The organism is Enterococcus sp. AZ109 (genome assembly GCF_051714625.1).
Classification (GTDB): domain Bacteria; phylum Bacillota; class Bacilli; order Lactobacillales; family Enterococcaceae; genus Enterococcus_A.
The window spans coordinates 1,154,613-1,181,002 of record NZ_JBIOSF010000001.1 but is presented as its reverse complement, the minus strand read 5'-3'; the positions used below and the strand labels follow the sequence as shown (position 1 = coordinate 1,181,002).

At 40.0% G+C, this 26,390-nt stretch carries 27 protein-coding genes; 17 read left to right on the top strand and 10 right to left on the bottom strand.

Annotation, left to right across the window (positions count from 1 at the left end; translation table 11 throughout):
• Nucleotides 1-62 precede the first annotated feature (62 nt).
• The gene (locus tag IGI42_RS05660; RefSeq protein ID WP_438714853.1) at nucleotides 63-689 is read right to left on the bottom strand and encodes a response regulator transcription factor; all 627 of its coding nucleotides are present in this window, start codon (nucleotides 687-689) and stop codon (nucleotides 63-65) included.
• Nucleotides 667-1,776, bottom strand: coding sequence for a sensor histidine kinase (locus IGI42_RS05655; protein WP_438714852.1), 1,110 nt, complete (start codon nucleotides 1,774-1,776; stop codon nucleotides 667-669). Before IGI42_RS05655 ends, IGI42_RS05660 begins: the two co-directional genes overlap by 23 nt.
• Before the next feature lie 117 nt (nucleotides 1,777-1,893).
• Between IGI42_RS05655 and IGI42_RS05650 the strand changes: the two genes are divergently transcribed.
• The 3 genes from IGI42_RS05650 to IGI42_RS05640 are packed head-to-tail and all read left to right on the top strand — an operon-like array spanning nucleotide 1,894 to nucleotide 5,152.
• Nucleotides 1,894-2,826, top strand: a complete 933-nt coding sequence (locus IGI42_RS05650) for an ATP-binding cassette domain-containing protein (protein WP_438714851.1) — start codon at nucleotides 1,894-1,896, stop codon at nucleotides 2,824-2,826.
• Nucleotides 2,827-2,838: 12 nt separating this feature from the next.
• Complete coding sequence (locus IGI42_RS05645; protein ID WP_438714850.1) at nucleotides 2,839-3,978, top strand: ABC transporter permease; 1,140 nt, start codon at nucleotides 2,839-2,841, stop codon at nucleotides 3,976-3,978.
• Entirely contained in the window at nucleotides 3,965-5,152 is a 1,188-nt protein-coding gene (locus tag IGI42_RS05640; RefSeq protein WP_438714849.1) for an ABC transporter permease, read from the top strand. Before IGI42_RS05645 ends, IGI42_RS05640 begins: the two co-directional genes overlap by 14 nt.
• Before the next feature lie 68 nt (nucleotides 5,153-5,220).
• Here IGI42_RS05640 and IGI42_RS05635 read toward each other — a convergent pair whose 3' ends face one another.
• On the bottom strand, nucleotides 5,221-5,493 hold the full coding sequence (locus IGI42_RS05635; protein WP_438714848.1) for a hypothetical protein: 273 nt from the start codon (nucleotides 5,491-5,493) through the stop codon (nucleotides 5,221-5,223).
• Nucleotides 5,494-5,569: 76 nt separating this feature from the next.
• Nucleotides 5,570-5,983: an NUDIX domain-containing protein gene (locus IGI42_RS05630; RefSeq protein WP_438714847.1), complete on the bottom strand. Its 414-nt coding sequence runs from the start codon at nucleotides 5,981-5,983 to the stop codon at nucleotides 5,570-5,572.
• Nucleotides 5,984-6,098: 115 nt separating this feature from the next.
• On the opposite strand from IGI42_RS05630, the gene IGI42_RS05625 reads away from it, so the two are divergent.
• The 4 genes from IGI42_RS05625 to IGI42_RS05610 are packed head-to-tail and all read left to right on the top strand — an operon-like array spanning nucleotide 6,099 to nucleotide 9,738.
• Nucleotides 6,099-7,178, top strand: coding sequence for a M42 family metallopeptidase (locus IGI42_RS05625; RefSeq protein ID WP_438714846.1), 1,080 nt, complete (start codon nucleotides 6,099-6,101; stop codon nucleotides 7,176-7,178).
• Between the two features lie 21 nt (nucleotides 7,179-7,199).
• Nucleotides 7,200-7,982, top strand: coding sequence for a DUF975 family protein (locus IGI42_RS05620; RefSeq protein ID WP_438714845.1), 783 nt, complete (start codon nucleotides 7,200-7,202; stop codon nucleotides 7,980-7,982).
• The gene (locus IGI42_RS05615) at nucleotides 7,982-8,719 is read left to right on the top strand and encodes an MBL fold metallo-hydrolase (protein ID WP_438714844.1); all 738 of its coding nucleotides are present in this window, start codon (nucleotides 7,982-7,984) and stop codon (nucleotides 8,717-8,719) included. Before IGI42_RS05620 ends, IGI42_RS05615 begins: the two co-directional genes overlap by 1 nt.
• Before the next feature lie 11 nt (nucleotides 8,720-8,730).
• Complete coding sequence (locus IGI42_RS05610; protein WP_438714843.1) at nucleotides 8,731-9,738, top strand: lipoate--protein ligase; 1,008 nt, start codon at nucleotides 8,731-8,733, stop codon at nucleotides 9,736-9,738.
• 64 nt (nucleotides 9,739-9,802) lie between these two features.
• Here the strand turns inward: IGI42_RS05610 and IGI42_RS05605 are convergent, their stop codons facing one another.
• Entirely contained in the window at nucleotides 9,803-11,479 is a 1,677-nt protein-coding gene (locus IGI42_RS05605; protein WP_438714842.1) for an MFS transporter, read from the bottom strand.
• A 192-nt stretch (nucleotides 11,480-11,671) separates the two neighbouring features.
• Between IGI42_RS05605 and IGI42_RS05600 the strand changes: the two genes are divergently transcribed.
• Nucleotides 11,672-12,190, top strand: coding sequence for a S26 family signal peptidase (locus IGI42_RS05600; protein ID WP_438714841.1), 519 nt, complete (start codon nucleotides 11,672-11,674; stop codon nucleotides 12,188-12,190).
• Nucleotides 12,191-12,264: 74 nt separating this feature from the next.
• On the opposite strand, the gene IGI42_RS05595 is transcribed toward IGI42_RS05600, so the two are convergent.
• The 5 genes from IGI42_RS05595 to IGI42_RS05575 all read right to left on the bottom strand — a co-directional run bounded on the left by IGI42_RS05595 (nucleotide 12,265) and on the right by IGI42_RS05575 (nucleotide 16,878).
• Nucleotides 12,265-13,227, bottom strand: a complete 963-nt coding sequence (locus IGI42_RS05595) for an alpha/beta hydrolase fold domain-containing protein (RefSeq protein WP_438714840.1) — start codon at nucleotides 13,225-13,227, stop codon at nucleotides 12,265-12,267.
• On the bottom strand, nucleotides 13,202-14,590 hold the full coding sequence (locus tag IGI42_RS05590) for an MFS transporter (RefSeq protein WP_438714839.1): 1,389 nt from the start codon (nucleotides 14,588-14,590) through the stop codon (nucleotides 13,202-13,204). The genes IGI42_RS05595 and IGI42_RS05590 overlap by 26 nt, the downstream gene beginning before the upstream one ends.
• Before the next feature lie 138 nt (nucleotides 14,591-14,728).
• On the bottom strand, nucleotides 14,729-15,466 hold the full coding sequence (locus IGI42_RS05585; RefSeq protein WP_438714838.1) for a GntR family transcriptional regulator: 738 nt from the start codon (nucleotides 15,464-15,466) through the stop codon (nucleotides 14,729-14,731).
• Nucleotides 15,467-15,623: 157 nt separating this feature from the next.
• A complete protein-coding gene (locus IGI42_RS05580) occupies nucleotides 15,624-16,415 on the bottom strand; it encodes an SDR family NAD(P)-dependent oxidoreductase (RefSeq protein ID WP_438714837.1) in 792 nt (263 codons plus the stop codon).
• 82 nt (nucleotides 16,416-16,497) lie between these two features.
• A complete protein-coding gene (locus tag IGI42_RS05575) occupies nucleotides 16,498-16,878 on the bottom strand; it encodes a MerR family transcriptional regulator (protein WP_438714836.1) in 381 nt (126 codons plus the stop codon).
• 143 nt (nucleotides 16,879-17,021) lie between these two features.
• Between IGI42_RS05575 and IGI42_RS05570 the strand changes: the two genes are divergently transcribed.
• From IGI42_RS05570 to IGI42_RS05530, 9 genes are all read left to right on the top strand, one after another.
• Complete coding sequence (locus IGI42_RS05570; RefSeq protein WP_438714835.1) at nucleotides 17,022-17,882, top strand: methylenetetrahydrofolate reductase; 861 nt, start codon at nucleotides 17,022-17,024, stop codon at nucleotides 17,880-17,882.
• Nucleotides 17,882-18,553, top strand: a complete 672-nt coding sequence (locus IGI42_RS05565; protein ID WP_438714834.1) for a methionine synthase — start codon at nucleotides 17,882-17,884, stop codon at nucleotides 18,551-18,553. The genes IGI42_RS05570 and IGI42_RS05565 overlap by 1 nt, the downstream gene beginning before the upstream one ends.
• A 24-nt stretch (nucleotides 18,554-18,577) precedes the next feature.
• Entirely contained in the window at nucleotides 18,578-20,956 is a 2,379-nt protein-coding gene (locus IGI42_RS05560; RefSeq protein ID WP_438714833.1) for a homocysteine S-methyltransferase family protein, read from the top strand.
• Nucleotides 20,957-21,224: 268 nt separating this feature from the next.
• The gene (locus tag IGI42_RS05555; protein WP_438714832.1) at nucleotides 21,225-21,701 is read left to right on the top strand and encodes a PTS system mannose/fructose/N-acetylgalactosamine-transporter subunit IIB; all 477 of its coding nucleotides are present in this window, start codon (nucleotides 21,225-21,227) and stop codon (nucleotides 21,699-21,701) included.
• Between the two features lie 15 nt (nucleotides 21,702-21,716).
• Nucleotides 21,717-22,517, top strand: coding sequence for a PTS mannose/fructose/sorbose/N-acetylgalactosamine transporter subunit IIC (locus IGI42_RS05550; RefSeq protein WP_438714831.1), 801 nt, complete (start codon nucleotides 21,717-21,719; stop codon nucleotides 22,515-22,517).
• The gene (locus IGI42_RS05545) at nucleotides 22,510-23,319 is read left to right on the top strand and encodes a PTS system mannose/fructose/sorbose family transporter subunit IID (RefSeq protein WP_438714830.1); all 810 of its coding nucleotides are present in this window, start codon (nucleotides 22,510-22,512) and stop codon (nucleotides 23,317-23,319) included. Before IGI42_RS05550 ends, IGI42_RS05545 begins: the two co-directional genes overlap by 8 nt.
• Nucleotides 23,320-23,361: 42 nt before the next feature.
• Complete coding sequence (locus tag IGI42_RS05540) at nucleotides 23,362-23,781, top strand: PTS sugar transporter subunit IIA (RefSeq protein ID WP_438714829.1); 420 nt, start codon at nucleotides 23,362-23,364, stop codon at nucleotides 23,779-23,781.
• Nucleotides 23,781-25,457 carry a glycoside hydrolase family 13 protein gene (locus IGI42_RS05535; RefSeq protein WP_438714828.1) on the top strand — a complete coding sequence of 559 codons (1,677 nt, stop codon included), beginning with the start codon at nucleotides 23,781-23,783 and terminating at the stop codon, nucleotides 25,455-25,457. Before IGI42_RS05540 ends, IGI42_RS05535 begins: the two co-directional genes overlap by 1 nt.
• A 78-nt stretch (nucleotides 25,458-25,535) precedes the next feature.
• Nucleotides 25,536-26,291, top strand: coding sequence for a MurR/RpiR family transcriptional regulator (locus IGI42_RS05530; protein WP_438714827.1), 756 nt, complete (start codon nucleotides 25,536-25,538; stop codon nucleotides 26,289-26,291).
• Nucleotides 26,292-26,390: the final 99 nt, after the last annotated feature.

Sequence of the window (26,390 nt, the reverse complement as noted above, 5' to 3'; positions counted from 1 at the left end):
TAGTTATATAAACTAGCAATCTAAGGTCGGTATATCTTTTATGAGCAATACTTATCTATTGTCTATTGATACTCTTGATAATAAAAAATGGCTAGCTGAGTTCGATCTCGGACTTCTAATTTTTCTAGCAGCTGGCTGAGATAATTTCGCACAGTTCCCTCACTTAAGAAAAGTGCTTCGGCGATCTCTTTATTGTTCTTGCCGTGAGCCACCTCTAACAAAATAGCTTCCTCTCGATCCGACAGCTGATAATCGTGAACCTTTTTAGCTGGACCATTTTGTAAAATTTCTGTCAGTTTGCCGACAATCTCAGTACCAAATACGGATTGTCCGCTGTTCACTGCTTTGATAGCTGGAACAATAGCTGACAGGTTCTGCTTGATTAAGTAACCTTTGACCCCTAAGCTCAAGGCTTCGCGAATATACTCATCATCAGAAAAGGTAGTCAACAGTAAGATTACTGCATCCGGGACTTGCTGCAGAATCTCCTTGGCAGCTTGTATGCCAGTACTTTCTCCCATACGGATGTCGGTTAACAATACATCCGGCCGCTCCTTTAGAAACAAAGCCACCGCTTCTGGAGCGGAATTACCAGTGCCAACAACGATAATTTCTCCGCTGGCTTCTAAAATGGTTTTTAATGATTCTGTTACTAGGCAGTCATCATCAACTACAGCTACTCGTATCATCGGGTGCCTCCTTTGGTAAAATAATGTTGAGTTGGAATCCTTGGTCAGAAGGATGGACATGCAGCTGTCCATTAATTTTCTGAACCCGTTGGCGCATACTGGTCAACCCAATCCCACTGCTGATTTCAGGGTTTTCGGGAATTAATTTTCCGTTATCCAGAATTTTCAGGCGATAAAAAGCGGGTAATTCGTCAAAAATCAGCTGGACCTTAGTAGCTTGACTGTGTTTCATCACGTTAGATAGGCTTTCCTTTATGATTGCTAGAATGACCTTTTCCTGTCCTTTAGCGAGTGATGTGGGAATAATCCCTTCTATTATAACTGGGCAAAAGCGGAAATTTGCCAATAACAGTTGGATAGCTTTTTCCAGGGTTAATGAATTACTATGCAAGTTGTGAACACTTTGACGGATGCTGTCCATACCGGTATGGATGGTTTCTTTTAATTGGATCAGCAATTTTTGCATGGTAGGCTCTTGATTAATTGCTTCCAGGGCTCCTAATTGGATAATGGCGCTGGAAAGTAGGTGACCGACATTGTCGTGAATGTCTCGAGCAATTCGGTTCCGCTCTTCTGCTACTTCTAAATCTACAAAGGTTTCTTGGGTTCGCAGTAGCTCTTCGTTTTGCTCTCTCAATAGTTCTTGTTTCTCCCAGCTATCATCCTTCAGTTGTAAAAGTTCATTGCTCAAACGCAAGTAATCACGATCCCTCAAACACAAATACAAGGAAAAAACAGCCAAGCTGATTAGAATTAGGCGGATGAATAATGGCAAGACCGGTTGAAGCAAAACAATCAGCAAGCTAAATGGGACGAGCCAGTCATATTTAGCTTGCTCCTGCCAAATAATTCGTAGGTTTGCAGGCATAAAAAAGAGCATATTGGGCCATAAGATCCCTGTAATTAGCACAGCAACAAAGGTTAGCCACGATCCCAAATTGATCGGCAACAGCCGTGCAGGAGCCAAAAATAGAAGAGCTATTAGAATATACCAGACGTTAGTCGGTTGAAAAGTTTCACTAAATAATAAGAGAGCTCCAATGATAAAAAAGAAGAGGTATTCTAACCAATACATATATTTTGTCATGTGCACCTCCTGATAATATGACATTTGTCATAGTGGGTTTAGCATATCTTCACTATTCCTGTTACTTCTTTTCCATTATAGTCATTGTAATAAGAAAAAGAAAAGGAGTTTTTCCTCATGATGATCGAAATTGAAAACTTAGTCAAACGCTATGGCGATTTCACGGCCATTAACCATTTAAACTTACAAGTACGAGAAGGAGAAATTTTAGGATTACTAGGACCAAACGGCAGTGGGAAATCTACTACGATTAACTGCATGCTATCGCTGCTTTCTTACGATCGTGGCAGCATCAAAATTTTCGGTGAAGACATGAGTCCAGAAAAATACAACATTAAACAAAAAATCGGCGTAGTACCTCAGGAAATCGCTGTGTTTGAGGAATTAAGAGTTCGAGACAACATCGATTATTATTGTGGTTTATATGTAAATGACAAGAAAACTCGCAATCAATATGTTGATGAAGTGATTTCCTTAGTTGGTCTGGAAGAATTTTGCCGCTTCTTTCCTAAACAGCTAAGCGGCGGACTAAAGCGTCGGTTAAATATCGCCTGTGGTATTGTCCACAAACCTGAGCTGATTTTTCTAGATGAGCCTACCGTTGCAGTCGACCCCCAAAGTCGCAATAAAATTTTGGAAAGCATCAAGGAATTGAATCGTCAGGGTGCCACGATTGTTTATACCACTCACTATATGGAAGAAGTAGAAATTCTCTGCAACCAAATCGTGATTATTGATCAAGGTCAGGTAATTGCTGAAGGTACCAAGGAACAGTTGAAAAACATGGTTCGCACCAACGAAAAAGTGATCCTAGAAGTTCCAGAAATTTCACAAACCCAATTAAAAGCAATCAATGAGTTGCCGGGAGTTTTGGATATCAGCTACGATGAGTTGCATCTGGTGATACGGACGATGGAATTGAAGGAAAGCATGCTGCCATTGTTAAGCTATTTGGAACAGGAAAACATTCCTTTTGCCAATCTACAGACGGAAGAAGCAACCTTAAACGATGTATTTTTGGAAATAACCGGTAAAGAGCTGAGAGATTAGGAGGAAAGTCAGATGTTTATACGATTAATGATTTACCGAATTAAAGTTCTACTACAAAACCGTACCTTACTTTTTTGGACCTTTGCCTTTCCGGTTGTTCTAGGCCTATTGTTTAATTTGGCATTCGGCGGGTTAGATGATGTAGGCAGCCTGGAAACGACTGAGGTAGGAATCGTTTCGACAGATGAGCAAAAGACCGACATGTTTGTTGAAGTGCTGGCGTCGATCGAAAATGATGGTGAGCCGGTTTATCAGGAAGAACGTTTGACCAAGCAAGAAGCAATTACTCAGCTAGCCGATGATGAGATTGCCGGCTACTATGAGATTACGCCGGAGGATATTTCCCTGTCGGTTAGCCAAAACGGGATTCCGCAAACTGTCTTAAAAGAATTTTTGAACCAATATATTCAACGAACGGCTGAATTTGAAGCCTTAATAGCTTCCGGCAGTGTCCAGCCGCAGGATTTGTCCGAAGATACCTTCAGCGATACAGAATTTGTTACCGAGAGTCACGAATCCAGCAATTATAGTATCAAGTCATTTTACTTCTTTACGCTAGTTGCGATGGGAATTATGTACGGCTTCATGTGGGGATTAAGAAATGCCAATGACCAACAAGCCAATCAGTCTTCTAACGGCATTCGTCTATGCATTATGCCGAAGAACAAATTAATGGTGGCAACGGCTAATCTTTTAGCCAGCTTTCTGTTGTTCTATTTGCAAAGTATGTTGATTTTAGCGGTTTTCCGTTTTGTTTATCAAGTTGACTTTGGCAATCGTTGGCTGTATATTTTATTGGTTTATGCTGTTGCTTCGTTAGCGACTTTGTCCTTTGGTACTTTGGTGGGGAATCTATTCTCAAAATGGGATTTTCACCAAAAGATATCACTTGGGGTAGGGATTTCCATGGCTATGAGCTTTTTCGCTGGTATGATGGGAACGCAAACTCTGAAACACTGGATTGATGTAAATCTTCCATTATTAGGGCGAATTAATCTGGTCAATTTGATCAGTGATAGTCTATATCAATTGTTCTATTATCAATCCTTGAAGCCCTTTTACCAAAACATGATTTGGTTGACTGGTTTTGCGGTCGTCTTCATGCTGGTAAGCTACTATTTCGAAAGGAAGGTTCAATATGACCACCTATAAAGCAATTATTGAAATTATCAAACGCAACAAGGGAGTTTTGCTGCTAGGGATTTTGATTACTGGCGTTATCACGATTTTTTATTCCGGTGAAATGAAGGAAAATGATGTGGACTTGGCAGGAGCAAAAATTGTTATCTTCGATCAAGATGATTCTGCTGTTAGCCGCAGTTTAACCGAGCAATTAACTAATCAGCATGAGCGGGTGACCTTGGAAGATAATTCGCAAAAAGGGGTAGATGATGCTCTATACTTTGATGAAGCAGAGTATGTATTGACGATTCCGGCAAACTTTGGTACGGATTTAGCAGCTGGTAAAGCGGTGACAGTGGATAGTCAAACTAAACCCGGTACATTTTCAAAAACACTAGTAAATACAACGATTAACCACTTCTTGAATACCTATCAGACCTTTCAAAAAGAGATGCCAGCAGTCAGTCAGCAGGAATTGTTGAACTTGACTAAAGATACCTTAAGTCAAGAAGGGACTGTTCACTTTGACGCAACCTATCATCAAAAACAGGTTCAAATGGTTAAGGCGAGAATTTACAACTTGTTATCCTACGGCTTGTTCATGACTATTTTCAGCGGTTATGCAGTAATCAACTTAGCCTTTAATCGTAAAGAAATTCGTGATCGCAACAGCTGTTCACCCATCTCACGCCGCAAACTATCTCGGAAGATTTCAGTAGGTAGTCTTAGTTACTCTACCGTTTGTCTAGCTGTCTTCCTAGCTTTTGTTTTCGTGGCTTCTAAAAGTACGTTTGAAGCCGCAACTGGTTATTTCATTTTGAATACAGTGATCTTTTTTTCAACAATGGTTAGTTTCTCGGTGTTGGTGGCTAGTCTGATTAAAAACAGCGAAGCGATCAACGGCATCAGCAATGTATTTATTATGGGCAGTTGCTTTATCAGCGGAGTATTTGTTCCAAGTGATATTTTGCCAGATGCAGTAAGTAAGATTGCAGCCTTCTTCCCGACTTATTGGTTTGCACAGAATAATGAGCTGATCGGCAATAGCACCAATTTTAATCAAGCGTTTAGAGATACATTCATTCAGCAATCACTGATTCTTTTGGCCTTCACTGCAGTATTCTTAGTGATTCATTTAGTTACCATGAGAGAAAAGGGTGGCTTGCGTCTTTCAGGAAAGGAAGCAAAGGCTGCGTTGGATTAATAAAAAAACCGACGGGAAAACCCCGTCAGTAAATAAGTCATGTGAAAGGGCCTTACGGGGTCCTTTTTTTAATACATCTCAAAAATCCGCGGCAATACTTGGTCAATCCGAGACTGTTCGTCATTTGACAAGACCTTTCCGTCTTTGCGCCAAACCGAGATGGTGCGCTTGTCTTTTTCCAGTGCATAATTGTTGGCGACATATTTTGCCTGAGGATTGCCAGTTAGCTGTCGGATGAAAATATTACGCAGCTCGCTTAGTGACAAATCATTTTCTCCCTGCAATAAAAAAGGAGATTCGTAGCGATAAACTCTTTGGTCGTTAGAGATGAATCCGCGCATAATGTACCTTCTCTCTATTTTTCCTTATTTTACCAAGAAATCGCCGTATATAACATAGTCTTTTTACAAGATAATGCTAATCTTCTTTATAATAATGTTGAATTTCACAGAAAAATACGGGCAATAGTTCATTCAGGGTTCCTGCTAAAGTCTGTGATTGTAATTCTGATTTAGCAACCCAAAATAAAGAAGCATCCTTATGTGGTTCTTTGGTGGTTTGAGCTGTATATAGAAGCGCTAACTCACGAGTTTTGGTGCTCAAATGATTCCACTCTGCGATACCTTTTAAACAAGGTGTAACTGTAAGTCCTGTTTCTTCTTGAATTTCTCGAATGGTTGCCTGCAAGCCGCCTTCATTTTCCTCCACATGTCCACCGGGAAATGTCCAGCCAGGCCAGTCAGTTTTTTGCCGATCTTGTACGAGTATTTTTCCTTCTTCATTTTCGATCATCACCATCATGGTTAATTCTATGGATAGCAAACGTGCCATTTTCTTCACCTCGCATATATTATACCAATTAAAACCTTCTAGACTACGCAAACTTTTTTGACAATGGTATACTGGAAAGTGTGAAAATCTGGAGTAGCAACAAGGAGGAAATAAATTGGATCAAAAAGAAGAACAGCTATTAATTGATTTAACTTCAGCCCGTGGTATTGCTGGTAATGAAGACGAGGTAAGAGAGGTATTCAAATCCTATGCCAAGGACTTTGCAGATGATATCTTTTTTGATGGCTTAGGTAGTGTCATCGCTAAACATGGTGCCGGAGGCGGACCGAAAGTGTTTATTTCTGGTCATTTGGACGAAGTTGGCTTCATGGTAACTAAAATTACCGAAAAAGGTTTCTTGGAATTCCAAACCATTGGTGGCTGGTGGAATCAGGTCATGCTAGCACAACAGGTGGAAATCAAAACAATGGATGGCAAGATGATTCATGGCGTGATTGGTTCAAAACCACCCCACGTCTTGACGCCTGAAGCACGGAAAAAACCGTTTGAAATTAAGGACATGTTTATTGATATTGGGGCTTCCAGTGAAGAAGAAGCCAAAAATTGGGGCATTCGACCTGGAGATATGGTGACTCCTTATATTGAATATAAACGGATGAATGATTCTAAATTTTTGTTGGCTAAGGCTTGGGATAATCGGATTGGAACCGCCGTTTCCTTGCGGGTATTGGAAAACCTTTCGAAACGGGAACATCACAATGTTTTATTTGCCGGCAGTGATGTGCAAGAAGAAGTTGGGCTGCGTGGTGCAAGAACTAGTTCCCACTTAGTGAACCCTGATGTCGCTTTTGCTTTGGACACGGGAACGGCGGGGGATACACCGGGGATGACACCGAAAGAAGCAGATTCTGTTCTAGGTAAAGGACCACAAGTTTTGATTTATGATGCTTCAATGGTTCCTCATAAACGTTTGCTGAATTTCGTTATCAAAGTAGCGGAAGAATTAGATATTCCCTTCCAATATACTGTTATCGCAGGTGGCGGAACGGATGCAGGACAAATGCACTTAACGCGGGATGGCGTGCCGTCGTTAGCAATCACGGTACCCGTACGTTACTTACATTCGCATACAACAATTATTCATGAGGATGATTACTTGAATACTGTTCGACTAGTAACAGAAGTAGTTGCACGTTTAGATAATGAGGCATTAGCAGAAATCAAAAATTATTAAATAAGAATTAGGAGCTGGAAAATGGAAAAAATGAAAGTTAGTGAATATCGAAAGATTGCCAAAGAGCGTCTACGAGGGCAGTGGGGGCTAAATGCGGGAATAATCTTTTTGAGTTCTTTGTTAACGATGGCTGTGAATCGGGTCACGGGTGTAGTTAATAGTGGAAGTGTTCAGACCATCATGTCATTTGTTATCAGTATTTTTGTCCTGTTTGCGTTTAGTTATGCCTTGTATTATGTGGGACTGTTTGTCACTCGCGGTGGTCGAGCGGATATTGCTCAGCTATTTGTTGTATTTCAAGGGAAGTATTACATTCCGCTGCTGGTTATTAACGTGATCGCTTCTATTATCCAGTATGTAATAGGTTTTGCAATCTTTATTCCGTTACTGCTGCAAGGTGGACTAGGATTTTATATTAGTTTAGTTTTAGGAACAGGTGCGGTAGATTCTTCAATGGTGAATCGATTTGCCAGTGCGGGCTTTGTGTTACTATTTTTAATTACGGTAATTCTATATGCGATTATCAGCAGCATCGTGGCGGGATTGTTCCGTTTTGCGACATATTTGAAATTTGATTATCCAGAATTAAGTCCGACAGATTGTATTAAAAAGGCGTGGGATTTGATCAAAGATCGTTGGGGTAAATATATTTTACTTCAGCTTTCCTTTATTGGCTGGTATATTTTAGGGATTTTATTACTAGTCTTTCCCGTTCTTTGGGCAGTAGCTTATGCTAATGTGGCGGATGCAGCCTTTTACGACCAAGCGCTGCAGGAAAAAATCGATGTGAAGGGGACGATTTAATGAAACTAACAGTCTTAGGCTGTTTAGGGGCATATCCTTATGAAGGGCAAGGGACTACTAGTTACTTGCTGCAAAGCGGGGAATTTAATTTGCTGTTAGATGCTGGCAGTTCAACGTTAGTGGAGCTGGAGAAAGAACTTGATCCGTTAGAATTAGATGCGGTTATTTTGACTCACTATCACCATGATCATATTGCTGATTTAGGTGTGCTGCAATATTATTGGCAGCTGTATCCAACTCAAGTACCCAAACCAATTTTACCGATTTATGGACATACCGAAGATGATTTCCATTTCAATGATTTAACAATGGAGGGCGTTACAGAAGGTCGACCATATTTTGAAGCAGAAGAGTTGAAAATTGGACCGTTTATCGTTACCTTTATGAAAACGATCCATCCTGTTCCTTGTTTTGCAATGCGTTTTGTGGAGGAGTCGACGGGTAAAGTATTTGTCTTTACCGGAGATTCTGGTTATTTAGAAAGCTTTAACGAATTTGCTAAAGATGCGGATCTGTTTTTAGCGGATACGTACTTATTTAATGGGAATGAACGTCACAAAGCGCACTTTACTGCACAGGAATCTGGTAGTTTTGCTAAAAATGCGAAAGTGAAAAAACTAGTATTAACCCATTTGCCGCAGCATGGCGACTTAGAAGAACTTCGTCAGCAAGCGCAAGCAGCAAGCGGAGATATTCTGGTAGAATTGGCTGCTCCCCATAAACAATTTATTATTTAGGAGATGATTGAATGCTTTACGTGCCAAATGATCAAGAACGTGACCCTCGAGTAAACTTAGCAATTGAGACCTATTTATTGCGGAATATGCCATTAGATGAACCGATTTTATTATTTTATATAAATGAACCTTCCATTATTATCGGTCGTAATCAAAATACGATTGAGGAAATCAATAAAGAGTATGTGGAAGAACACGACATTAAAGTGGTTCGTCGCTTAAGTGGTGGCGGAGCAGTCTATCATGACACAGGTAATTTAAATTTCAGTTTTATAATGCCTGATGATGGCAATTCCTTCCGCGATTTTAAAAAGTTGACAGAACCAATCGTCAAAGCTTTGCATAAATTAGGTGTCAAAGGGGCTGAATTGAAAGGTCGTAACGATCTGGTTATCGAGGATAAAAAATTCTCAGGCAATGCGATGTATTCAACCAATGGACGCATGTTTGCTCATGGTACTTTGATGTTTGACAGTGATGTGGATGAAGTAGTGAACGCCTTGAAAGTTCGCAAAGATAAGATCGAATCAAAGGGCATTAAATCAATTCGCTCACGGGTTACCAACATTAAGCCTTTCTTGCCAGAAGAAAAGCAAAACATGACGACCGAAGAGTTTCGACAAGCGATTTTGTTGCAAATCTTTGGCGTAGATAGTGTCGATCAAGTCAAAACCCATGAGCTAAATGAGGCAGATTGGAAAGCCATCAATCAAATTTCCGATGAATATTACCGTAACTGGGATTGGAATTATGGTCGTTCGCCTGAATTTAATCTAGAACGTCGGCAACGTTTTGCCATCGGTTCGATTGAGGTTCGCTTAAATGTGGCGGATGGAGAAATTAAAGAAGCAAAAATATTCGGTGATTTCTTCGGATTAGGTGAGATTAAAGATGTGGAAGATCAATTAGTTGGTACTAAGTATGAAAAAGCTGCCTTAGAAGCTGATATTGATCAAATTGATTTGTCTCATTACTTTGGCAATGTTACAAAGGAAGAATTTTTAAGTTTGATTTATTAAACAGAAGAGCAGAAAGCCTAGATGGAATAGGTTTTCTGCTCCTTTTTCGTCTATGAAGTCTTTTTTAGTAGGCTAAATGAATGATTAATTGATGTTCTGCGTATTGATATTGTCCTTTTTTTTCTTCAACCAGAGCCTGTATTTTTTTTCGGTAAAAGCTTAAATTGGAGTGACTGACTGGCTGTAATTTAGAGCAGGAATCCAGTTGACTTTCAATCGTTAATTCATTGTTTGTCTGTCGTATTTTAAGAACTGCATCACAGCCTCGAGATTGTTTAGCATCCAGCAATTTTTCAAAAACTTGAATAAACAAACGTAAATAGTCTTGATCCAAAAGCTGTGCAGGGTCCTGTAATGAAAATTCGCAGACTAATTTTCCATGCTGTTGAGCAAAAGCTTTCTGATAATGAGTCTGCAGTTGCTCTAGGACTAAACCAATCGGTAAGCTACGCTTGTTGTTTTCATCATAAATCTTTTTACTGAAGTAAGTGTAAAGCTGGATAAATTTTTCTTCGTAACAGTCAGCACAAAGAGTAGCGAAATGTTCTTCGTTCGTTTGCCGCTTTATTGCAACATGGATTTCTCCAAAATGATAACCAAAAAGTAAGACAGCTAATCCTGTAAAGACAATCAACGGCCAATCGATGATTAAGTTGGCGGCACCGATAAACAACTGAAGATAGAAAAAGCAATGAATCACTGCCCCAGTAACAATACCAGGAGCACAAATGATGTAAAAAGGATTATCATCAGCGGCTTCCAGTAAAGAGATCAAGGCGGTGTAAAGCGTTAGAAAGACATTCAAGCCACTGACGATTTGCAAAATATCCGGTAATAGCAACTGTTTTGTCAGCAGGCTAATGATAGTAAACCCTAAAAGTGTATACTGGCTGGCTATGACTGGAAAGTAACCCTTCCGATATTTTGATGTACGCAACCAGTAATAAGTTGTCAATACTAATGGAATAAATTGTGCGGTAACGCTGTATAGCTGGGACAAGGTCTCCGGCGACAGTGTCCAAACGAAAGGAACTGTACTGACCAGAACCTGCAAACCGGCTAACAAAGCGAAAACGCATAATAGACCAGTGGTGATCTTATTTGTCAGCTCTCGTTTTCGATACCTGACAAATAAGATCGTCCCTCCCAAACTGATACTTATACAAATGAACAAGAGCAGCAATTGAGGACAGGCATGGAGCCAAAAGAAGGACTTCGCTTTAGCTGCTTCTCCTAAGAATACTTGAGCGGGTAGTCCAGCGTAATAGTTATAGGGACTCGATAAAATGATTCGCAAAGTCTTATGCCGGTAATCATCCGGCAAAGCAATACTGGTAAATAATCGTCCAGGATTCTTCTGGGTAGCTGTTTCTTTGTATTGATACAAAAGTTCATCATCTAAAAAGACGGTTAGCCATTGATGATTGGCTCGCAGAATCAGTTCAGGTTGCTGAAAGATCTGCAGTAGTGATTGTTGCATAATCAAAGATTCCTCTTGATCAACAAACTCAATCCTACGAGTATTGGACGTAGTGAGACGCTGATCAGAGTGATTCTCAACAAAAAACATCCAATTTTCAGTCAATTCAATAACATCTGTTTTTTTAACATCTTTCTCTGCTTGGTAAAATGCCCAAATAGATGTTAATAAAATAACAGATATTATTGTGATAGAAATGATGGGGAACAATTCAGCGATTAAGCGTTGCTTATTCTGTAATTTCCCTGATTTAAGGGACATAAAATAATGCCTCATCTTTCAATTATATTTTTTAGTTTCAGTAAACCTATATAACAATAGTATCATAATGAAAACAGTAAGAAAACAAAAATAAGTAAGCGAATATAGATAACTTAATTGATGATTGCTAGGATAAATGTGATATGATGATTATAAGCCTATTTGAAATTTATTGGATGGAGGGATTAACTGATGAGTTACTACAAAAAAATAACTGTATTATATGGTGTGATAATTCTTTTTCTTTTTTTTATATCCACTGTAGTTATTGTTATGCCTCATCTGCTCAATGTCACGCCATATGTTGTTGAAGACAACAAGATGGCTCCTGATTATCGTAAAGGCGGGCTCTTATTTGTTCAACGGGCAGATGAGCAAGCTGCGGTAGGTGATCCCATTACTTATTATGAAAATCAAAGTCGCAGGATTAAGACTAGTCGAGTAATAGCAGTTGATGAGCGAATTCACGGTTATTCTGTGAAGGGTGACAATGTAAAGCAGATGGAAATGGGCTTGGTTCATTTCCGTAATTTACTGGGCAAACCAATTATTTATCTCCCTTTTGTTGGCTTTTTAGTTAATACACAATCTATGCATATCGTGAAAGTAATTCTGTTTTTTATGGCGATATTCTTGACCTTCATGACGATTTTATATCAAAAAAACTATCGCATCAAAAATCAGCAAATCTTGCATAAGCAAACAAAATAACCAGTTACAGCTAATAAAATTAGTTGTAACCGGTTATTTTGTTTGCAGTTAGATAGCTAATTGTAAAATCATCCTTAAACGGTGTCGATAAAATCAAATACCCGATTCAAATTCTTCTCTGTTTCAAATAAAACGGAGGAATGAATTGCGTGAGGAATAATTTCCAATTGGACGTTATTGCTTTCGCAAGCTTCGTTAGCTTGAATAGCAAAACGAATCGATTGTTGCATAGGAAGGATTTCGTCATCGCTGCCATGCTGGATCAATAAAGCAGGCAGTTGTACTCCTTTTTTTAAATAGTTGATGGGACTTGCCTGTTGAATAATCGCTGAAGCCTCTCCAAGGGGAACACCTAGAAATTTCTCAACAACGCCATTTGGTGCCTCATGGAAAGGAAATTCATTTTCTTCCATTGATGGAAAGGCTGGTTCATATTCTTCATGAATATCAGTAATTTCTTTGCGCAAAAAGCGATTGATTTGACTGTTGATTTTTAATTCTTCATCTGAAGTAGAAAAATCTGTTTGCGGGTACCAAGCAACGGCGCCGTTAATTGCCGCTGATTGTTGGAGATTTGGATCATGGGGATTGTCAAACAGACAGTCATTCTCAAATAAACAACTCATCAACGTCATATAACCACCTGCACTTCCGCCCCAAGTAACAATGTGCTCAGTATCTAACTGGTATTCTTCGGCGCGTGCTCTTAAAAAACGAATTGCTTGCTTAATGTCTTGGACAGGCTGTGGAAAGTGTGATTCTGGTGCTAAACGATAATTAACACCTACGACTGCATAACCGCGATCTAATCCTTTAAGCATCGGAGTAATCATTTCTTCATTTCTTTTGTCACAAGCGACATATCCGCCACCGTGAATGCTGATAACCACAGGATATTTTTTATCGGAGTTGCTCTCGGGTAAAAAGATATCCAGCTTTTGTTCTTTTGATTCAAAACCATAGGATAGATCGAAATGGCCATTGTATTTTGTTACATCAATCGTTGGTCCGTTAGTTCTCCACATTCTTAAGCTCATTACTAATTTCTCCTTTATATAAGTCTTTTTTGATAACCAATAGTATGCCAATTACTACCAAGAGCAGCACAGCAAAAATGATCAAAATGTTGAAAAAAACACTATATGCAGTGTTTGCTCCTAGGAAACCGATTTGTAATGTCGGTGTTTCCATCATTTTTCCAGTTAACACAATCAAAACAGAAGGACCGATACTAGTCATTAAGTTAAAAAAGCCAATTCCTACGCCAATTTGATGCAAATCTAAAGTTGCAATAACCAGCTTCATGAAAGGCGGGTATAGTAAAGCAAAAGATGAAGAGAATAAACAAGCCGCTATACCTAAGAGTAGAATACCTTTGTCCATAAAAAGAGCAGCAAAAATCAAAGAGAAGATGCCAAATCCTAAGCTAATCAACAAGGTTTTGTAACTGCCGATTTTTTCCACCAGTTTTCCGCCGTTTAATCCAGTGATTGCGGCACAAATGTAGCTTGGTAGGATGATCATAGATACTTTATCTAAGGTAACGTTGTAGATTGACTGTGCCAAAAATGGAAATAAAAAGGAGTACGCCGATTGTAAGCCAAACGAGATGGCGACTAATAAGATCATAAGGACAAAATTACGATTACGAAAGAATTGGATATTGATAAACGCATTGTTTGCTTTAGAAATGTACCAAAAAAATAAGATCAGCAATAGGAAAGATGCCAGTAATAGATAAGGATTGCTAAAGTTAAAGTACAGGGAAATGAACAGTGTAAAAAGTGTAAGTAAAGATAAGCCTAAAACATCTAGTTTTCCCTTTGAATTTGATTGTTCATCAGGCAGATATTTTGTAATTGCGCGTACTGCTACTAGAGAAACCATAGGGATAAAAAAGACGTAACGCCAACCAATGTAAGTAGCAAAAAAGCCGCCCAGCAAGATACCAATAGCCTGTGAGATAGATACGCAAGCTGTATTATAACCATAGTATTTTGAATGCTCTTTTTCAGAGATGTACTTAGTTACTGTAATAATCATTAGTCCAGAACCACACGTACCGCCGAAAATCATTAAAGCAACTGCAACTAGCAGTAAATAAAAGCTAATGCCAGTAAAGATAAAGGCTAGTAAGGCACCAATGTTTAACAGTGCGATTCCAAAAAGCATAAGTTTCTTTATACTGATGTAATCGGACAGTGTAGAGTAGACCACAGAGGCCACCCCCATCATTAGCATCGCAATCATGCTCAAAAGAGAAACGGTAAGTGGTTCAATGCCAAAATCAATTACTAACTGAGGAGAAATAATGTTAAATACATTAAGCATCGTAGCAGAGGAAATAAAAACCAGCATAAACATAGGAATAACACGGACAACTTTTGTTTCATTTGTCATTTTCCAAACTCCTTTCATTTACAAATATACATTATATATATACTTGTATAAAATGATGTCTAATTTGTGATTAGAGTACCATCTTTAGAAAGCGCTGTCAATACAAAAAAAGCTAAGGACAGCTTTTTATCGCTGGACTTAGCTTGGTTTGTGATAACCGGTGATGGTTATTTCAGTGTTCTCAATTGGGAGGTAGTACTTAGTAAAACATAGTACTTGGCCGTTTTCTCCAAACAATTTTTCAGTAATCAAAGTAACTAAACTGCTAGTATTCACAGCTGAGTGTTCAATGATATTCTCAGACCGAGGGATTATTTTTATCGAATATTGGGCCATTTTCGCTTCTTCATAGATCAGTTTTGTTGTTAGTTCAGTAACTATTTTTTCATCGGACAAATCTTTTCCTTTCAGTAAATCAATATCAGTTGGAAAGATGGAAAAGCTTTCGGCAAGATAAGTGTCTTTTTCAAAGTAACGTAGTGTAACGCCTAACAAGACCGGACATTGTCTTTGGAAAATATCATCGGTATAGAGTTCAGCTGTATCTAAACGGGATTCGCAGGTAATTGTATCAAAACTGGTAATTCCCGCTTTTTTCAACACATTTCCTACATATTCCAAGCCATCGGTTTTATCGGAAGCGTGTTGTTTGATAAACGTACCGACGCCCTTTCTAGACTCTAAAATACCATCTTCTTGCAGAAGTGAGAGTGCTTGCCTAAGAGTCATGCGACTGACATCCATTTGTTTTGCTAGGATATTTTCAGGAGGTAATTTCCCTTCTTCAGCATATAGACCTTCACGTATGTTTTTCAACAGAGAATTGTAAACCTTAATATATCTTGCGGGATTTTGTTTAGAGCGGTTATTTGCCATGCTACTCACCTCGAATAATTTCATTTATGCTCCAACCTTTAGAAGTTGGCTGAAAAGTTGAGCCTGTTAAACTATAGTATCAACTTATTGGCTAAAATTATAGCTAAAATATCAATTTAGCCAAAAATGAGCAGGCATTGCTAATAGTCCTACTAATTTAATCTTGCTCTAGCTTTTGATTGCTGCTTGAATGAACAGCAGTAGGCAAACGACCTTGACTTAGTTCAAAGGTAAAGGAATCACGATTGATATAGCCAATGGTTTGATCGCTATCGTAAAGCTGTAACAGGAATTCAGCCATTTCTTTACTGGTGTGGTAAGTACCAAAGGCTTGGTCATAATTATATTCAGAGACATTGTTAGCGATTTTGCCAAATGCTGTTTGAGTAGCGGCAGGTGCTAGTACCTTGGCTCGCAGCTTAGCATCAGTAGCTAGTAGTTCTGAAGCCAATCCTTCAGTAAAGGCACTGACGAAGAATTTGGTTGCACAATAAACCACTGCTGTGGGGACGAGGGTGTAGCCCCCTGCTGATGAGATGTTGATCAATTGAGTTCTCGGGACGTTCTGATACTTCTTTACAAATAAGGTGGAAAGCAAAGTGAGAGCTTCCACATTTAAGTGAAGCATTGTTTCGATTTTGTTTAGTTCGTTATCTGCTACTTGTCCATACATACCAAAACCAGCATTGTTTATCCATGTTTCCAGAGGATAAGCCGCAGCCTCATTGAAAACTTGGTAGACATTTTTCGTAATCGAAAGATCGGTTGGTAAAATGACAATATCTAAGGTGGGGTGTTCTCGTAAAAGTTCTTGTTTCAGTTCGTTCAGTTTTTCTGAGCGTCGCGCAATGAGAATTAAATGTTTCCCCCGTTTGGCGAAAGCTCTAGCTGTTTCATAGCCGATACCTGAGCTGGCACCGGTGATTACGGTGTATGTTTGTTTGACCATAGTTGTGACCTCCTTTATGAATAATACAAGGATATTGGCTGGAGTATACTCCATGTCAAGTCATCAAAAAAGAAACCAACGATTAACTTTCGCTGGTTTCTTTTTTGTGAGCAAGCATCTGTTGATAAATACTGATTTTGCTTTGAAGAAAGGTGAGATGATCCTCGATCTCTTGTTGTTTTGTATGAAGCAAATCGGCTTGATCAAAGAGTAAATCCAACCGTTCTTGGATTGTTTCATCACCTTTATACCGAAGCTGCGCATATAACCTGATATCTTTTAGCTTCATGCCAGTCATTTTTAATTTTCTGATAAAGTCTAACCAAGCAATATCTCGATCATCAAATATTCGCCGATTGTTTTCATCTCGCTTTGGTTGAATGATGCCTTCTTTTTCGTAATATCGTAAGGTGTCAATGGTGAAGCCAGTGATAGTCGCAAACTTTCCGATACTGTAGAACAAATGCAAATCTCCTTTCATTCAGTGAGTTTGTTTTTTAGTATAACGCAAATGAATATCAGATGAACGAACAATGTGAAAAAGATTTGAATTATTCGTGGGATGTGCTATTCTCATAAATAAGAATTATTCAAAAGGAGAACTCAATGAAAATTAAAGATTACTATCAACAAACCAAGCCTGTTGTTTCTTTCGAATTTTTTCCGCCGAAAAAAGAAGCGGCAATTGAAACGATTTACCAAACCTTAGAAGAATTAAAAGGCATTAAGCCAGATTTTATCAGTGTGACTTACGGAGCTGCCGGATCAAGAGCCGACAATAAAACCTTAGAGTTAGCTTCTATGATCAAAAAAGAATACGGAATCGAGCCTTTGCATCACTTGTCATGTATTGCTAACACCAATGAAGAAATCCAACAGCTGTTAGCGGACATTAAAGCCGGTGGTGTGGAAAATGTGTTGGCGTTGCGGGGGGATTTACCCGCTGATAGTGACACTTGTTCTTCAGACTTTCATTATGCGAAAGATCTAATCGCTTCTATTAAAGAAAATACTGATTTTTCTGTAGGAGCGGCATGCTATCCGGAAGGTCATATTGACCAGTTGGCTGGGGTCGAAAATATCGAACATTTAAAAGCAAAAGAAGATGCAGGTGCGGATTTCTTTATCTCTCAATTGTTTTTTGATAATGATGTCTTTTATCGGCTAATGGAGGATGCTCGCAAGGGAAAGGTTACTGCACCGATTTCTGCAGGAGTGATGCCGATTTTGAGTCGTGGACAGGTTGAGAAAATGATCTTTATGTGTGGAACCTCGTTACCGTCTGAATTGATTAAAATTATCCATAAGTACGAGCATTCGATTGAAGACTTGCGTAAAGCTGGTTTAGAGTATTCACTAAAACAAATTGAAGACTTGCTAGATCATGGCGTGGATGGTGTACACGTGTACGCGATGAATCGACCAATTGTAGCCAAAGAAGCAATGGCTTTACTACGAGGACAATAATGACCGATTTAGATAAAAAAGAAATTTTGCGTTATTTGGGGTATCGTCGTAAACAGGAGCTGACTATGGCTGTTGATCAGGAAATTGATGAGCTGATGACGGAAGTTTTAGCGATTGCTAAGCCACGTTACACGTTTCGGATATTTGATTGTCAGTCTAATGAAACAAGTAAAACGATTGAAGTAATCGGGACTGATTTGGTCTTTAAAGGAAAATCGATTTACAATCATCTGAAGCATGCGAAAAAAGTTGCGTTGTTAGCGGCAACTTTGGGAATCGAAGTAGAACGTAAGATTCGCCAGTATTCGCTAACTGCGATGAGTAAGAGTCTGATTTTGGATTCTTGCTGCACGGAATACATTGAAAAGATTTGTGATCAGGTAGAGTGTGAGATTGAAGACACGATTTCGGCGGAAAACTTAACGCTGAATCGGCGCTTTAGTCCGGGCTATGGGGATTTGGCCTTAGATATTCAGCCAGATTTTTTAGCTGTATTGGAAGCTGATCGCCGGATTGGCTTGAATTTGTCAGAGAGTCTGTTGATGATTCCCCGTAAATCAGTGACGGCGATTATTGGTTTATTTGACGATCCCAAGCTGGCACGACCTCGCCGAAAGAAAATCAGCTGCAGTGATTGCTCTATGAAGGAAACTTGCAGCTATCGCAGATAATCGAAGACCACGACGGAGGATTATATGAAGATTTTAGACGCAATAAAAGAAAAACAATTGCTCTTTGATGGGGCGATGGGCACGATGCTGCAAAAAAAGGGTCTACCTGTAGGCTTAGAACCAGAATATTTTAACTTGACTCATCCTGAGGTCGTTACTGAAATCCATCATGCCTACGTAGCAGCCGGTGCGGATATTATTACTACCAATACTTTCCAAGCAAACCGTACCAAGTTGGAGCAAGAAAAATTACCAGAAATCATTACTGCGGCAATTCAGTTAGCAAAAGCTGCTGAGCCAAGTTTTGTCGCTTATGACATGGGACCAATCGGCCAATTGATGGCTCCGATGGGAACGTTGAGTTTTGATCAAGCTTATGACATGTTTGCTGAACAAGTAATCGTGGCTGAAAAAGCTGGGGCTGATGTAGTTATCTTAGAAACTATGTCGGATTTACTGGAAACGAAAGCAGCAGTGTTGGCAGTTAAAGAAAATACGGAGTTACCGATTTTTTGTACCATGACGTTTCAAGAAGATGGACGTACCTTTGTAGGGACAGATCCGCTGACAGCGGTATTGACGTTACAATCTTTAGGTGTTGATGCAGTGGGAGTAAATTGTTCATTAGGGCCAGTGGAACTTTTGCCGGTTGTTGAAACCATGTTGCGCTATGCTAAGATTCCGGTGATGGTTCAAGCCAATGCAGGTCTTCCAGAAATGACGGATGGACAGACCGTCTACCGCATCTCACCTGTTGAATATGGGCAAGCAGTGGAAACTTTAGTCCAAAAGGGTGTTCAAATCGTGGGCGGCTGCTGTGGCACAACGCCTGAGTTTATTAAAGAGCTGCGAAATATTCTTGATCGTACAGCTGTAGTTGAACGCCAGCCAGAGATCGTTACAGCTGTAACTTCTGGCAGTCAGACGGTCCTATTAAATAATCGTCTGAGCTTAATTGGGGAAAGGATCAATCCGACTGGTAAGAAGCGTTTAAAAGAAGCACTACGCAATAACGAATTAAGTTATCTGTTGAAAGAAGCGTTAAAGCAAGTGGAAGCTGGCGCAGACATTCTAGATGTGAATGTGGGCTTACCTGAGATCGATGAAAGTCGTATGATGCAACAGGCTGTCCAAGAAATTCAAGGAATTGTCACGGTTCCGTTGCAAATTGACAGCTCGAATATTGCTGCGATTGAAACTGGGGCTCGATACTACAATGGCAAGCCGTTAATTAATTCTGTGAATGGTAAAGCCGAAAGCATGGCAGAGATTTTTCCGATTGTGAAAAAATATGGTGGGGTAGTTTTAGGTTTGACTTTGGACGAGACAGGGATTCCTGAGACTGCAGAAGCTCGTTTAGCAATTGCTAAGAGGATCGTTGGTACAGCGGCTGAATATGGAATTCCTAAAGAAGATGTGATGATCGATCCATTAGTTTTAACAGCTTCCGCTCAGCAAGCACAGGTTCAAGTGACACTAGATACTTTGAGTTTGTTGCGTGATGAATTAGGTGTATTGACTGTTGCGGGTCTAAGTAATGTATCATTCGGCTTACCGAACCGTGAATTGATGAACAGTACTTTCTTAGCTGCGGGAGTAGCTGCTGGATTATCAACACCGATTGTCAATCCGTTGTCAGAAGTTTTGATGAACACCGTTCGCGCACTGAAGGTGATTTACAACCAAGACCTTGATGCGGCGGAGTATATTGAGAAAAGCCAAGCGATGAATGTGGTAGCAGAGTCAAAACCTGCCAGCAAGCAAGCGTCAACCGATGCTACTGATTTAAAAACGTTGATCCTTAAAGGACAAAAGGAAGACACACCAGCTTTAACCAAACAATTGTTGGAAACGAAAACACCTTTGGAGATTGTTAATGAGTTTTTCATTCCAGCTTTGGATGAAGTGGGCGGGAAATTCGAGCGAGGTGAATTATTCTTACCTCAGTTAATTCAATCAGCCGAAGCGGTTCAACGTTCGCAGGAAGTGTTGAAGAGCTATTTTGATGCTCACGGTCAGGAAAACCAGTCTCATGGAAAAATCCTGTTAGCAACTGTGGAAGGTGATATCCATGACATTGGAAAAAATATCGTGAAGATGGTTTTGGAGAACTATGGGTTTGAGGTAATTGACCTAGGCAAAGATGTGCCGATTGGAACTGTAGTGGAACGGATTCGAGAAGGGAATATTCAACTAGTGGGACTGAGTGCTTTGATGACCACGACTGTTCAGAACATGAAGGCGACAATCCAAGCGGTGAAGGATGCTGGCCTAGCTCCTTCATTTATGGTGGGTGGCGCTGTGTTAAATGAGGAATATCGGGAGTTTGTCGGGGCGGATTATTATGCCAAGGATGCACTGGAAAGTGTTGCGATTGCTAAGAAGTTTTTTGGTGTAGAGTAGCAGGAATTAAATAGTAGAACGGGCATCTTGAAACAGGTGAAGTCTTAGGGGCGGAGCTGTTTTGAGGTGTCTTTTTGCTGCCTAGATATTTCTGCGGGAAATTTCCCGCTTGTTTGACACTTATACCAAGCAAAACAGTCCTTTCCCAGAAAGGCTTCAAACTATTGTTTGAGACGGTTTTTGGCTCTATACTTCAACTTGTAAACGATCACAAAAAAACAAAAATCGCTTAACTAAAAGCAGGTTTAAAAAAAGGGAGATAAATAATATGGGACTGGTATTAGCAAGAATCGATCAACGTTTAATTCACGGAATTGTCGTAACACAGTGGGCTGGGGCAACTAAGGCAAAACGGTTAATGGTCGTTGACGATGAAGTCTGCAAAGATGAAGTGCAAAAGGCAGCGATGCGAATGAGCAAGCCAGCTGGTACTGGCATGTCAATTATCGATGTTGAGACAGCGGTTACTAATTTTAATCAAGGCAAGTATGACAGTCACAACGTCTTCATGATTGTAAGGGAACCGGAAACGCTGATTCGATTAGCTGAAGGCGGTGTCAAAATTCCGAAAATTAATATCGGGATCATTTTTGATGGCGAAGGAAAAGAAACAGTGAAAAAGATGGTTTCAGTGGATCAAAAAGAAATTGATGATTTGAAAAAATTAGAAGCGATGGGAATTCCGGTGACTTTCCACTTTGTCCCTGGCGATCAAGAAGAAAGTTTAGCAACATACATTAAATAGTAAGGGGACAATCTGATGGAAATTATTCAAGGAATATTAATCATAGCATTATCTGTTTGGATGGTTTGGGACCAGCAGGGTTTAGTAGTAACAACGTGGTTTCCGATTATGGTGGCGTTGTTTGCAGGAATTATTATGGGAGATATGACAACGGCGATGGTGATCGGCGGAACCTTCCAGTTAATGGCGTTGGGGGTGGCAAATATCGGTGGTTCATCGGTGCCTAACTGGGGATTGGCTGCTTTAGTTGGTATCTATGTAGCGATTCGAACCACCAATAATATTGAAGAGGCCAAAGCTGTTGCTTTAGCAGTCGGTGTTCCAGTGGGAATGCTGGGAATTCAATTGGATGTTTTGGCAAAAATCTTGAACACTTATGTGACACACGCAGCGCAAAGTGCAGCGAATAAGATGAACTTTAAAAAGATGAATCGGATTTTATGGTTAGGCCCAGTAATTTTTGGCTTATCAACAGCAGTACCTACGGCTTTGTGTGTGATTTTCGGAGATCGTATTGTCAATTTGATTTTGAATTTTGTCCCAGAATGGTTTACGGATGGCTTGTCTATTGCCGGCGGTATGCTGCCGGTTGTCGGGATTGCTTTATTGCTGCAAGTAATGCCAGTCAAAAAATATCTGACGATGTTATTAATCGGCTTCGTTTTGGCGGCTTACCTGAACTTACCGATCTTAGGTGTGTCAATTGTCGGTTTCGCCTTGGCGTATTACTTCTTTACAACTGAAATGAAAAAGAGTACCCCAGGTGTGGCGACTGAAGTAGGCACCGTTGACGAAGGAGATGACTTTGATGAATAATCCCGAAACAAAACTAACTAAAAAAGATATTAATCAAGCTGCTTTCCGCTACATGTTTATGGCCTGCAACATTTTCAACTATGAAAACCAGCAGGGACCAGCCGTTGTTTATGGCCTGGAAAAAGCATTGCGTAAAATTCATCCCAATGATGAGGATTATGTGGATTCCTTAAATAATCAGTATAAATATTTCAACACGACTACATGGATGGCGAACTTGTTATTAGGTGCCAGCTTAGCCATGGAAGAAAAAGACGGTGTAGATTCTTTAGAAGCAGTCCAAAACTTTAAAACTGGGATGATGGGACCATTAGCTGGTGTGGGTGATACGCTGGTTTGGGTTTTATATCCAACCATCATGGGTTCAATTGCGGCTTACATGGGACTAGAAGGCAATCCGACGGGGGCGATTATTTGGTTACTGATGAATATTTTCTTCTTATTCTTCCGATTCAAATTGTTCTCCATTGGTTATACTTCTGGGATCAAATTAGTGACAGTGTTAGGAGAAAAGATATCGGTATTTACTGAAGCTGCTTCGGTTATGGGGTTGACTGTAGTAGGTGCCTTGATTCCTTCGGTTGTTAAAATCAATGTCGGGTTAGTCTTTCAATCAGGGAAAGTTGAATTACCGATTCAAACTCAAATTTTAGACAGTATTATGCCAGCGCTACTTCCGGCACTACTAACGATTGCGGTTTATAAATTAATTGCCAGTAAGAAAATGACCGTGATCCAAATTATCTTTGCCGTAATTATCTTAGCTTTAGTTCTGTCATTCTTTGGTGTTTTGAGCGTTTAATAAAAATTGCCGAAACTTGGATTTTGAAAAAAGGAGCAGCTTATGCGAAAAATTATTTTAGCCAGCCACCACAATTTGGCTGTAGGAATGAAAGAGACATTGGAATATATTATGCCGACTGTGGGAGAGATTACCACAATTGCGGCGTACACCACTAACACACCGGTTAACGAAGAAATCGATGCTGCGTTAGCAGATGTTTCGGAAGCGGATGAAGCAATTATTTTCACCGACTTGCTGGGAGGATCGGTCAATCAAAACTTTACCAAATATTTAGCCCAGCCCAATATTCATCTGATTGCTGGCATGAATTTGCCGGTGATTATGTCTTGCTTGCTGCCGTTAGGAGATGCGGCTATCGATCCGGAACAATTAAGGGGCGCTATTCAAGAGGGCCAGCAGCAGGTTATTTATGTGAATGATTATTTAGCCCAACAAACAATGGATGAGGATGATGAATAATGACAGCTGAATGGTGGAAGAACAGTGTCGTCTATCAAGTTTATCCTCAAAGCTTTAAGGACAGCAATAATGATGGCGTCGGTGATTTTCAGGGGATTATTGAAAAATTGCCGTATCTAGTTAAGCTAGGTATTGATGTGATTTGGTTGAATCCGATTTTTGATTCGCCTTTGGTTGATAATGGGTACGACATCGCTGACTATGAAAAGATTCTGCCTCAGTATGGCACGATGGAGGATTTCAAGGAGTTATTGGACAAAGCTCATCAATTAAATATTCGGATTATCTTAGACTTGGTGGTTAATCATACCAGCGATTTGCACAAATGGTTTCTGGCCTCTAAAGAAGATCAGGAGAATCCTTATGCTGATTATTATATTTGGAAAGATCCAAAACCCGATGGCTCTGCTCCCAACAATTGGGGTTCAACCTTTGGCGGGCCGGCTTGGGAATATGTGGAAAGCCGCAATCAGTATTATCTTCACTGCTTTGCCAAGGAACAACCTGATTTAAACTGGGAAAATGAAACAGTTCGTCAGGAAATTTATAACATGATGCGTAAGTGGTTTGAGCTAGGGATCGATGGGTTCCGCATGGACGTGATTAGTTTAATTAGCAAAGATCCGGCATATCCGGATGCACCAGATACCTTGGCTTATACCAAATCTTATTATGCCGGTGCTTCAAATGGCCCGCGGGTGCATGAGTTTCTTCATGAAATGAATCAAGAAGTTTTAAGACATTACGATGTGATGACCGTGGGGGAAACACCCAATACCAATAGCACCCAAGCTCAGCTTTATACGTTTCCCGAGCGTGAAGAATTAAATATGGTTTTCCATTTTGACCACATGCATTTGGACTATGGTAAGTTTGGCAAATTTTCAGATATTCGTTTCAAGTTGAGTGATTTGCGCAATACTTTGACGGAATGGCAGAACCAATTAGACCATGGATGGAACTCTTTGTATTGGAGCAATCATGATCAGCCGCGAGCGGTCACCCGTTTTGGCGATGATGGCGAGTATCGGGAAGTATCCGCGAAAATGTTGGGGACGCTTTTGCACATGATGAAGGGGACACCTTTTATTTTCCAAGGGGAAGAATTGGGGATGAGAAATGTACCTTTTACCGACATTTCCGAGTATCAAGATATTGAGACCACCTATTTTTACCAAGAAATGACTGCTGCAGGCGAGGCACTGGAAGATATAAAAAGAGCCGTCTATTTGAAATCTCGGGACAATGCGCGGACACCGATGCCTTGGAATGGGGAAGCCAATAGCGGATTTTCTGAGGCCAAACCATGGATTGCTTATTCACCAGATAATCGCAGGATTAATGTGGAATCGACATTAGCCGATCCCAATTCGATCTTTTATCACTATCAAAAATTGATTGCCTTGCGGAAGGAATATCCGATTATTCAATTGGGAGAGTACCAATTAATAAATGAAGAGGATTCGGCGGTTTACAGTTATCTGCGAACTTATCAAGATGAAACCTTGTTAGTTCTTTGTTCCTTTAGTAAAGACAAGGTGAATGTCCGCGTGCCGCAGGAGTTGTTGGAAAAAGAATCAGCCTTGCTGATTAGTAATTATTCAGATACAGCAACTCAGCCGTTTGCCGAGATGCCGCTGCGACCTTATGAAGCAGTTGTTTACCATTTAACCTAGCTTTTGTCAGCCTGTGAGAATCTCCTTGATTTCTCGCAGGTTTTTTTCTAGTATTAAAGAAGAGAGGAGCTGGTGCTAATGAATTTCGACCAACATATCAAAGTGAATTATGAGGCGCTGTCTGAAAATGAACAGGAAATGATTTACTATATCCGCAACCATCGCCAAGAGGTAATCAAGCTTTCGATTGTTGAATTAGGGAATCTCTTATTGTCTTCCAAAAGTTCGGTTCTGCGTTTAGCCAAGAAATTAGGGTTTCGTGGATTTTCCGACATGAAGTATTCCATTGAGGAGTCCCTGTTGCAAAGTACCATTGCTCCCACCGATTTAGTTGCCTCGTTAAAAAAAGAAATCGATCAGACGTTTCAATACGCGGAACAAACGAATTTTCAACCTTTATTAGATAAGATTAAGCAGGCGAATCAACTGCATCTGTATGCCACGGGCTTTACTCAAAACAATTACACGAAGGATTTTTCCAACGACTTGTTCTTATCCGGTCGGCCGAACTTTTTGATCTCTGGTGAAACCAATTTTGAAATGATCAGTCACACGTTAACCGCAGAAGATTTAGTGATTGTGACGTCGTTGGGCGGTGACACACCTGCGATTAAGAATACGATTCGAAACTTAGAAATGAACAAGGTTTCTATTTGCAGCATAACTTCATTTGGGAAAAGCTTTCTGAGTGAGGCAGCCGATTTTCAACTGTATTATGAAATCACAGATTTGCCAAGTCCTGTGGTGGGCGGAGGCAGTTCGATGGTGGGATTGAACATTATTTTAGCCATTTTAGCTCGCAAATATCGGGAATTTGTTTTGTTTGATGAGTAAAAGGGTTAGGTAAATAAACTAAAAAGTACCGGAGAAGGGGGTTTAATTTCCTTCTACCGGTGTTTGTTTTGCTAAAGCTAAATTTGTGAGTTTTTCTGT